The 9,802-nt window shown below is 70.4% G+C and carries 10 protein-coding genes, 1 rRNA gene and 1 pseudogene; 3 read left to right on the top strand and 9 right to left on the bottom strand.

Features of this window, described 5'->3' with window-relative positions; translation table 11 throughout:
* The 3 genes and pseudogenes from HTV45_RS35250 to HTV45_RS32930 form a co-directional block, all read left to right on the top strand.
* Nucleotides 1-76 (top strand): annotated as a pseudogene (locus tag HTV45_RS35250) (diacylglycerol kinase family protein); the annotation flags it as partial.
* A gap of 198 nt (nt 77-274) precedes the next feature.
* Nucleotides 275-1,051, top strand: a complete 777-nt coding sequence (locus HTV45_RS32935; protein WP_215209564.1) for an ECF subfamily RNA polymerase sigma factor, BldN family — start codon at nt 275-277, stop codon at nt 1,049-1,051.
* A 269-nt stretch (nt 1,052-1,320) separates the two neighbouring features.
* Nucleotides 1,321-2,565, top strand: a complete 1,245-nt coding sequence (locus HTV45_RS32930) for a DUF5667 domain-containing protein (RefSeq protein WP_215209563.1) — start codon at nt 1,321-1,323, stop codon at nt 2,563-2,565.
* Nucleotides 2,566-2,728: 163 nt separating this feature from the next.
* Here HTV45_RS32930 and HTV45_RS32925 read toward each other — a convergent pair whose 3' ends face one another.
* The 9 genes from HTV45_RS32925 to rrf form a co-directional block, all read right to left on the bottom strand.
* On the bottom strand, nt 2,729-3,808 hold the full coding sequence (locus HTV45_RS32925; RefSeq protein WP_215209562.1) for a lysophospholipid acyltransferase family protein: 1,080 nt from the start codon (nt 3,806-3,808) through the stop codon (nt 2,729-2,731).
* A 14-nt stretch (nt 3,809-3,822) separates the two neighbouring features.
* Nucleotides 3,823-4,884: an NAD-dependent epimerase/dehydratase family protein gene (locus HTV45_RS32920; RefSeq protein WP_215209561.1), complete on the bottom strand. Its 1,062-nt coding sequence runs from the start codon at nt 4,882-4,884 to the stop codon at nt 3,823-3,825.
* Between the two features lie 161 nt (nt 4,885-5,045).
* Nucleotides 5,046-5,144, bottom strand: a complete 99-nt coding sequence (locus tag HTV45_RS32915; protein ID WP_003948845.1) for an AURKAIP1/COX24 domain-containing protein — start codon at nt 5,142-5,144, stop codon at nt 5,046-5,048.
* Between the two features lie 154 nt (nt 5,145-5,298).
* Entirely contained in the window at nt 5,299-5,511 is a 213-nt protein-coding gene (locus HTV45_RS32910; RefSeq protein WP_004984898.1) for a helix-turn-helix domain-containing protein, read from the bottom strand.
* Nucleotides 5,512-5,640: 129 nt separating this feature from the next.
* On the bottom strand, nt 5,641-6,456 hold the full coding sequence (locus tag HTV45_RS32905; protein ID WP_215209565.1) for a phosphatase: 816 nt from the start codon (nt 6,454-6,456) through the stop codon (nt 5,641-5,643).
* A 93-nt stretch (nt 6,457-6,549) separates the two neighbouring features.
* Nucleotides 6,550-7,722: an acetoin utilization protein AcuC gene (locus HTV45_RS32900; protein ID WP_215209560.1), complete on the bottom strand. Its 1,173-nt coding sequence runs from the start codon at nt 7,720-7,722 to the stop codon at nt 6,550-6,552.
* Nucleotides 7,673-8,905, bottom strand: a complete 1,233-nt coding sequence (locus tag HTV45_RS32895; RefSeq protein WP_215209559.1) for an MFS transporter — start codon at nt 8,903-8,905, stop codon at nt 7,673-7,675. The genes HTV45_RS32900 and HTV45_RS32895 overlap by 50 nt, the downstream gene beginning before the upstream one ends.
* Before the next feature lie 60 nt (nt 8,906-8,965).
* Nucleotides 8,966-9,619: an HAD family phosphatase gene (locus tag HTV45_RS32890; protein ID WP_215209558.1), complete on the bottom strand. Its 654-nt coding sequence runs from the start codon at nt 9,617-9,619 to the stop codon at nt 8,966-8,968.
* 64 nt (nt 9,620-9,683) lie between these two features.
* Nucleotides 9,684-9,800: ribosomal RNA gene (gene rrf / locus HTV45_RS32885) — 5S ribosomal RNA — on the bottom strand.
* Between the last annotated feature and the right edge of the window lie 2 nt (nt 9,801-9,802).

The following is a 9,802-nucleotide window of genomic DNA, read 5'->3' as shown; positions in this document are numbered from 1 at the left end:
GGGCCGGCAGGCCGCGGAGAGCGACGACATAGACCTGGTGGTCGCCCTCGGCGGGGACGGCACGGTCAACGAGGTCGCCATTTCACACTTGAACGAACGTCAACCGGCTACGGAAACGACGTAATCGGCGATTTGAACAACTCGGTGTAGCAGGCCCTGCACGAAGCGTTATTCTCCTCAGACGCAATCCGGGACCAACCCGTCGCTACGACGGGTGAACGGCCCCGCACTGCATGTACTGCACGTGATCGAAAGCTCTGCCTCTGGGAGTCCCGTGTACCCACACGTCGGGGTTGACGCCTCGGGCCTGGCTACGCTGCGCGCAACCGTCGCGACAGCCCGAGACATGCTGCGCGCCGTCGTCCCCACCGCGCAGACCGTCCCCGCATTCGCCACCGTCCCCGTCGGCCCGTGCTACGCCCTCGCCGAGGGCATGGGCACCGCCGCCGTCGGCAGACGGGGGCGCCCGACCACCACCACCCGCCGTCCCGCCGCCGACAGCGACAGTGCCCGGATGATGGACCTCGTGGAGCGCGCACAGGCCGGCGAGGCCGAGGCGTTCGGACGGCTCTACGACCAGTACAGCGACACCGTGTACCGGTACATCTACTACCGCGTCGGCGGAAAGGCGACCGCCGAGGACCTCACCAGCGAGACCTTCCTGCGGGCACTGCGCCGCATCGGCACCTTCACCTGGCAGGGCCGCGACTTCGGCGCCTGGCTGGTGACCATCGCCCGCAACCTCGTCGCCGACCACTTCAAGTCCAGCCGCTTCCGCCTCGAGGTCACCACCGGGGAGATGCTCGACGCCAACGAGGTCGAGCGCTCCCCCGAGGATTCCGTTCTCGAGTCCCTGTCCAACGCCGCCCTCCTCGATGCCGTACGACGGCTCAACCCCCAACAGCGGGAGTGCGTCACGCTCCGATTCCTCAACGGCCTGTCCGTCGCCGAGACCGCGCGCGTGATGGGCAAGAACGAGGGCGCCATCAAGACCCTCCAGTACCGGGCCGTCCGCACCCTCGCCCGGCTCCTGCCGGATGACGCCCGCTGACCGGAACCCTCCGGCGACCGGAACACACCCGCCGACCGAGACACGTTCCGCGACGATCAACTCACGGTACGTGAAACTCGGTTGGCTTCCTCATTCGGGCATCCGATGTCCGTAACCCAAGTGCCGAGCCACTCGTTGTGCGGGATACAGGCTCCCTGTGGTCACCCCCTGACCGACTTCGATCACCCGATCGTGTGGCCTTGGTCGGGGCGGGGAACCCTCAGGACCCCCTGGGGAGTCGACCGTCATGACGAGAGGAGGTGCCGCCAGTGATCGCGAACGTATCGGCGCACCGGCGGGCGAACGCCTTCGCCCAGGCCCTGGAGGAGCAGTCCGACCAGGGCACGGCGGCCCAGCAGTCCGAAGGACCGGCACCGGCACCGGCCGCCGGAGAGGGCGAGCGGGCACAGCTGCTCGCCCTGGCCTCCGGACTCGGCGCGCTGCCCAAACCGGAACTGGACCCCGAGGTCAAGGTCGTCCAGCGGGCCCAGCTGGTGGCCGCGTTCGAGGCCATGCTCCAGGAGGGCACCGCCGCGGGCGAGGCGACGGACCAGGCCGTACCCGAACAGCGTGCACGCCGGGCGAAGGGCACACACCGGGCAACCCCCCTGGGCAGACTGCGACCACGCTCGCGGCTCGCCAAGGGACTCACCGCGGGCGGGCTCACCGTCGGCGTCGCCGCCGGCGCCCTCGGCGGCGTCGCCGCGGCCAGCTCCGACGCCCTGCCGGGCGACTCCCTCTACGGGCTCAAACGCAGCATCGAGGATGTGAAACTCGGCCTCACCGACAGCGGCGACGAGCGCGGCCGGGTCTACCTCGACCACGCCTCCACCCGCCTCGGCGAAGCCCGCAGGCTCATGGAGCGCGGCCGCAGCGGCCCCCTCGACCACGAATCGCTCGGCGAGATCCGCCGCGCCCTCTCCGGCATGCGGCACGACGCCTCCGAGGGTCACCGGCTGCTGCGCGAGGCCTACGAGCGGAACCCGGACTCCCTGGGCCCCATGCAGGCCCTCTCCTCGTTCTCGCAGGCGCACCGGGCGGACTGGGGCACCCTGCGCGACCGGCTCCCGGTGCAGCTGGGAGACGTCAGTGAGCAGGTCTCGTCGGTCTTCGACGCCATGGACGAAGACGTCGCCCCGCTGCAGTCCCTGCTCCCCCGGCCCCCGAGTGACAAGGCCCGCGACGCGACCCGGCACAGTGGCTCCGCGCCCGCCCCCGGGGACACGTCCGGCACAGGCCCCTCGAAGTCCCCCGACACCCGCGACGGTGGCTCCGGCGACAGCGGCTCCCGCAGCGCCGACCCTTCCGGTTCCGCCGAAACCGGCCGTGCGGACGACGGGCTGCTCGGCGGCAACACCGGCGGTCTGCTCGATCCGCCCCGGGAAAGCGACCCCCACTCCTCGCCGCCGCCCACGGGCTCCCTCACCCGGCCGCCCGCACCCGACGTCACCCTTCCGCCTCTGCTGCCCGGCCTCCTGCCGGGCCTGGGCATCGACGCCGAGGACGCGGAGTAGGACACCCAGGACACCCAGGACACCCAGGACGCCGAGGACACGGAGCAGGACCGGGGGCGCCCTCATGACGAGGGGCGCCCCCGGTGCCGCGGGTGGACCTCCGGAAGAACCGGGAGGACCTCCAGAAGAACCGGGAGGACCTCCAGAAGAACCGGGTGGACCTCTAGAAGAACACCGACCGCCGCTGCACCAGCAGCTTGTACAGCGTGTGCTGGATCTGCTCCCGGACCTGATCGGTCAGGTTGAACATCAGCATCGGGTCCTCGGCCGCCTCCGGCGGATACCCGTCCGTCGCAATGGGCTCCCCGAACTGGATCGTCCACTTCGTCGGCAGCGGCACGGCCCCGAGCGGCCCGAGCCAGGGAAACGTCGGCGTCAGCGGGAAGTAGGGAAAGCCCAGCAGCCGGGCCAGCGTCTTGGCGTTGCCGATCATCGGGTAGATCTCCTCCGCCCCGACGATCGAGCACGGAATGATCGGGGCGCCCTGCCGCAGCGCGGTGGAGACGAACCCGCCACGCCCGAAGCGCTGCAGTTTGTACCGCTCGCCGAACGGCTTCCCGATGCCCTTGAACCCCTCCGGCATCACCCCCACCAACTCCCCCTGCGCGAGCAGCCGCTCGGCGTCCTCCGCGCAGGCCAGGGTGTGCCCGAGCTTGCGGGCGAGCTCGTTGACCACGGGCAGCATGAACACCAGGTCCGCGGCGAGCAGCCGCAGATGACGGTCGGCCGGATGGTGATCGTGGACCGCTACCTGCATCATCAGGCCGTCCACCGGCACCGTCCCGGAGTGGTTGGCGACGATCAGGGCGCCCCCCTCCGACGGGATGTTCTCCACGCCCTTCACCTCGACCCGGAAGTACTTCTCGTACACCGGACGCAGCAGCGACATCAGGACCTGGTCGGTGAGTTCCCCGTCGTAGCCGAAGTCATCGATCTCGTAGTCCCCGGTGAGCCGACGGCGCAGAAAGGCCAGACCACTCGCGACCCGGCGCTCCAGACCGCCGTCGTCACGGTCACCGGTTGCCGCGGCCGCCGGCTCCCCGGCCTGCTCGTCGTCAGCCGTCACCGGATCATCCTCCTGCACGGACGCCATGCCCGGCAGTGGCTGGACCTCCCCGACCGCCGCGGACCGCCCGCCGCCCTGGCGGCGGCTCCCCGCGCCGCGGCGGCGCGACGGGCGCTGTGTGCCGCCCCCGCGGGAGCGGTGGTCGTCGTCGAACGGAATGACCTTGGCGTCCGCCATCGTTGCTGCGCTCCTCAGTTGGCGCTCTGCGTAGGGGGGTGACCGCTGCCCGGCAGGGGCAGCGCGGCGATCCGGTCGACGGCCCTCGCGAGGGCCTCCGGCGGAAGCAGTCCGGGACCACGACTGCGCACGAAGTCCGCGAACGTTTCTGCAGTCGAGTACTTCGGGGTGAAGCCCAGTGTCTCCCGCATCTGGTCGGTGGCCACCACCCGCCCGTGCGTGAGCAGCCGGATCTGCTCGGGCGAGACGTCCGTCATCCCCAGCGTACGCACCAGCGAGCCCGCCCAGGTGACCGCGGGAAGCAGCAGCGGCACGGTGGGCCTGCCCAGCCGCCGCGAGCACTGCGAGAGCAGCAGCACGCCGTCGCCGGCGATGTTGAAGGTGCCGCTGTTGAGCGTGCCCCGCCTCGGTTCGTGCGAACCGATCCGCAGCACCTCGACGACATCGTCCTCGTGCACGAACTGCAGCCGGGGGTCGTATCCGAAGACGGTCGGCAGCACCGGCAGCGAGAAGTAGGAGGCGAGGGGGCTGTCCGCGGCCGGCCCCAGGATGTTGGCGAACCTCAGCACGCACACCGCGACATCCGGACGGCGGCGCGCGAAGCCCCGCACATAGCCCTCGACCTCCACCGTGTCCTTCGCGAAGCCCCCGCTGGGCAGCGACTTCGCCGGGGTCGTCTCGGTGCACACCGCAGGATCACGGGGCGCCGAGCCGTAGACGTTCGTGCTGGACTTCACGACCAGCCGTTTGATGCTCGGGGACTTCTGGCAGGCACCGAGCAGCTGCATGGTGCCGATGACGTTGGTCTCCTTGAGCGCGGTCCGGCCGCCGCTGCCGAGGGGCGTCCCCGTGACATCGAGGTGGACGACCGTGTCGGCGCCCGCCTCGGCGAGCACCCGCGCGATGGTGGGCCGGCGGATGTCCGCCTGGACGAACTCGGCGCCACCCAGATGATGTCCGGGCGGGACCGCGTCCACCCCGATCACCCGGTCCACCTCGGGATCCCGCAGGATCCGCCGGACGAAACGGCCCCCCAGCTGACGGGCCACACCGGTCACAAGCACGACCTTTCCCAAGATCAGCGCCTTCCTCTCGCCCTGCTCCCGACGGCCAACCTATAGGGTCGCCGTAGCTCTGTGGTACCGACCGGATACTTGAAGTAACGACTACTCCGAATGGCAGTGGCCCCCCACCGAATCACGGGGGGGGGCCACTGGACACGCTTCCGCGCGGTCGCTTACTTCTTGTTGCGACGCTGAACGCGCGTGCGCTTGAGCAGCTTGCGGTGCTTCTTCTTGGCCATCCGCTTGCGCCGCTTCTTGATAACAGAGCCCACGACTACCCTCGCTCACTTCTCATCACTCGGTGTTTGGGCGCCATGGGCCCACACGACCTACGAGGGGCTAGCCTACCCGCCCGAGCGCTGAGGTCGTAATCGAGGTGACCGGGGAGGCCCATGAGTGCCGTGAAGAGGTCTCCCCGGCACGCCGTCAGGCGGTTTCCACCCCCACATAGCTCTCGCGGAGGTACTCGTGAACCGCTTGCTCCGGGACGCGGAAGGACCGCCCCACCCGGATCGCGGGCAGATGACCACTGTGCACCAGCCGGTACACGGTCATCTTCGACACTCGCATCACCGAGGCGACTTCCGCCACGGTAAGGAACTGAACCTCGTTCAGAGGCCTCTCGCCAGCTGCAGCCATGACACACCTGAACCTTCCGCACTCGACGGCCACCGGCTTCCCCTTCCGGTGACTCTTCGTCGTTGCGTGCTCACTCCCCAATGTAGGGGCGGGTGATGCGAGTGGGGAAGAGGTGCACCCATCGGCGGCCTACTGTGACAGACACGCTCGATTGAGTACGTAGCGGGCCAGCGGCAGGTAGTGGTCGGACCGCACCCCGTCGTCAAGTGGAACGACCAGCAAGACGGTCCCCTCGGCCTCGCCGACGAACGGGGCGGGGTCGTTCACGTCGGCCGGACCGACCGCCTCGAACCCCAGCTGACCTGCCCCGCAGACCCAGCCGTGGTCTCCGATCACCAGTTCCGGAAGCGGCCCGCCGGCGTCGGCCGCCGCCGCGAGCGCGGTCCGAACCGGCAGGGGGGAGTGCGTGTGTGCGCCGGGCTCACCACCGGAGCGCTGCGAGGTCGCGTCCCGCACGAGCCCGACCCCTCGCACATAGTCGAGGCGGTGCGTGCGTAGACCGAACCGGGTCGTTATGTCGACACAGCGACCCTGCGCCGGGGTGAGGACATCACATCCCGCCGCCGACAAACCGTCTGCCAGAGCGGCGTAGAAGCCGAGCAGCCGGTGCGGGTGACCGGTGCCGAGGAGGACCGGCGCGCCCCGCCCTGCGGCCACCGCCAGCCGCTGGGCGCAGACATCCAGAGCGGCGAGCGTACGGTCGGGGTCGATCACATCATGGCCCGATGTACGCCCCGGATCGACCGGAACCCCACATCTGTCCGCCATCAAGGCGATCAGGTCCCGTTCCCCCCATACCCGTTCGGGGTCCAGCCCGATCAGCAGGCGCGGATCGCGGGCCGCGAAGAGCCGGTAACTGCGCAGGCTCTCCTCCCTGGTGGTGCCCACCATCCCGGCCAGCCGGGCAGCCAGGAGATGCGCGCGAAGGCCGTCGGTGGTCAGCAGCACGGAAGCGATGGTGCGCGACACGGGCGCGGGACGGGACCGGAACCGCCCGAAGACCGCACGGTCGGCGTAACGGCCCGGAGCCGTGGCCCGTCAGGGGAGCAGCCCCCGCAGCGGGAAGACCGCGCGCCGCGCCGCCAGGACCGCCTGGTCCAGGCGGTCCGCGGGGTCGTACCCCGTGTCCCACGCGGCCCAGCCGACCGGCCACCGGCCGTCCGACATCCGCCGCGGTGCCGGCTGCCGGGTGCGGGCGTAGACCTCCTGCCGCCAGCCTTGGGGGATCATCGTCGACGGATCCACGGGCCGCTCGGCCGCGATGCCCACCAGATGGGTCCAGGACCGCGGCACCACCTCCACCACCGCGTATCCCCCGCCGCCCAGCGCGACCCACCGCCCGTCGGCGTGCTCGTGCGCCAGCTCGTGACACGCCACCTGCACCGCCCGCTGCGCGTCCAGCGACACCGCCAGATGCGCCAGCGGGTCCTCGAAGTGTGTATCGGCCCCGTGCTGCGTCACCAGCACCTGCGGCCGGAAGTCCGCGATCAGCTCCGGCACGACCGAGTGGAACGCGCGCAGCCACCCGGCGTCCCCCGTCCCGGCCGGCAGGGCGACGTTGACCGCGCTGCCCTCGGCGCTGTCCGCCCCCGTCTCCTCCGGCCAGCCGGTCTGCGGGAAGAGCGTCCGGGGATGCTCGTGCAGCGAGATCGTCAGCACACGCGGGTCCTCCCAGAACGCCGCCTGTACCCCGTCCCCGTGATGCACGTCGACGTCGACGTACGCGACCCGTTCGGCCCCCAGCTCCAGCAGCCGGGCGATGGCCAGGGCCGCGTCGTTGTACACGCAGAAGCCGGAGGCGGCGCCCGGCATGGCGTGGTGCAGCCCGCCCGCGAAGTTCACCGCGTGCGCCGCCTCCCCGCGCCACACGGCCTCCGCCGCGCCCACGGACTGCCCGGCGATCAGCGCCGACACCTCGTGCATCCCGGCGAACGCGGGATCGTCCACCGTGCCGAGCCCGTACGCCTGGTCCGCCGCAGCGGGGTCCGCCGACGCGGCCCGCACCGCCTCGATGTAGTCCTCCCGGTGGACGAGCCGCAGCGTCGACGTCCCGGCCGCCTTCGCCGCGACCACCTCCACCTCACGGTCCAGCCCGAGGGCGCTGACCAGACTCCGGGTCAGCGCGAGCCGGACCGGGTCCATCGGATGGTCCCGGCCGAAGTCATAGCCCGTTACTGCCTCGTCCCACATCAGCTGTGTGCGGCCGCTCATGAACGCCACCGTATCGGTCCGGTTCGGTTCCGAACGACCGGGCATACACCAGTGTCACCAGCACCAGAAGCATCGGCACCAGCATCGCCCCCCGGTAGCTCCAGGCATCACCGAGCGCCCCGACCAGAGGCGAACCGATCAGAAAACCCACATAATTGAAGACGTTCAGCCGCGCGACCGCCGCGTCCGACGCCCCGGGGCCGCCCCGCTCGGCGGCCCGCCGTCCCGCCGCCGCGAAGGTCTGCGGCACCAGCACACACAACCCCAGCCCCAGCAGCGTGAACCCCAGCATCCCCACCCACGCACCGGGAGCCCCGGCCACCACGGCGAACCCCGCCGCCGCCACCAGCCCTCCCGCCCGCACCACCGCCACGGCCCCGAACCGGCGGACCCCGACGTCCCCCAGCGCCCGCCCCAGCAGCGTGGTGACCATGTAGACGTTGTAGGGAACGGTCGCCAGCTCCTCCGAGCTTCCCAGCACGTCCTGGAGGTACTTCGCACTCCAGTTGGAGACCGTGGAGTCCCCGATGTACGCGACGGTCATCACCAGGCACAGCGGCAGCATCCACCTGAGACCGACGGCCGCACCCGCTTCCGCCTTGATGCCGTCGGCCGGCGCCTCCTCACGGCGGTCGGCATACCACCGGCTCCCGGCCAGTGCGGCCGGCATCAGCAGCAGCACCACCGGCAGATAGGACACCCACAGCGCCAGGTCCCAGTGCGCCCCCACCCACGCCAGCGACGCACCGACGATCCCGCCCAGGCTGTACGCGGCGTGGAAGCTGAGCATGATGCTCCGCCCGTAGGCTCGCTGCAGGCTCACTCCGAGCATGTTCATCGACGCGTCCAGCGCCCCCACCGCCAGCCCGAAGACGGCCAGAGCCGAACCCAGCACCGCCATGTGCTCCCCCGCGCCCACCCCCAGCAGCGCCATCAGCACGAGGGGCTGGGACCACCGCAGCACCCGGCTCGGCGGAACCCGCTTCACCAGCCGCTCCGTCGTCACACTGCCGATGCCGGCCAGGATCGGAACGGCGGCGAGGAACACGGGCAGCAGCGCGTCGGAGACTCCGTACCGGCTTTGGATGGCCGGAATCCGGGTCACGAGCAGAGCGAAGGCGACGCCCTGCACGAGAAAACTGAACGCCAGCGAGGCCCTGCCGCGCCGCAGCACATCGGTCATGGCGGCGAGCGTATGGCCCGGGGGTACCGGTGGGTAGATCCGGTCAAAGATGAATCGGTGTCAGTTCTGCCCGGCCAGCAGTGCGGTCAACTCCCGCATGTCGTCGAAGAATCGTGTGGCCGCCCCCAGCTTCCCGGCCGGCGTCATCGCGGTGAACCCGTAGACGTCCATCCCGGCCGCTACCGCCGCCCGCACGCCCAGCGGGCTGTCCTCGACGACCACGCACCTCCCGGGCTGCACCCCCATCCGCTCGGCCGCGTACAGAAACAGGTCGGGTGCCGGCTTTCCCCGTCCCACGTCCTGCGAGCTGAAGATCCGGCCGTCGTCGAACCACCGGTCGAGCCCCGTGGTGCGGTGCCCCACCCGGATCCGCTCATGGTGCCCGGACGACGCCACGCAGAACCGCACCCCGTCCGCGGTCAGCCTCTCCAGTACGTCCTCGGCGCCGGCCACCGGCTTCAGTTCCCGCTCGAACGCGGCGAAGACCCGTGTGTGGAAGACGTCGTCGAAATCCGCCGGCAACCGCTGACCGGTCCGCTCCTCGACGAGGTCGTGCACGCGATGCATGGCGGAGCCCATGTAGTCGCGGATGGAGTCCTCGTACGACGTCGGGTGGCCGAACTCGGTGAGCTGGTCCGCGAGCAGCCGATTGGAGATCGGTTCGCTGTCGACGAGTACACCGTCGTTGTCGAAGATGACGAGGTCATAGCGCATACCTTGACCATAAACGCAGAAAGCCCCCGTGCCGAAGGGCACGGGGGCTTTCAATGCAATGATTGTTCGGCGGCGTCCTACTCTCCCACAGGGTCCCCCCTGCAGTACCATCGGCGCTGTAAGGCTTAGCTTCCGGGTTCGGAATGTAACCGGGCGTTTCCCCTACGCTATGACCACCGAAAC

The sequence above is a fragment of the Streptomyces sp. CHD11 genome (assembly GCF_018638295.1).
Classification (GTDB): Bacteria; Actinomycetota; Actinomycetes; order Streptomycetales; family Streptomycetaceae; genus Streptomyces.
This window is presented reverse-complemented; position numbering and strand designations above follow the sequence as displayed.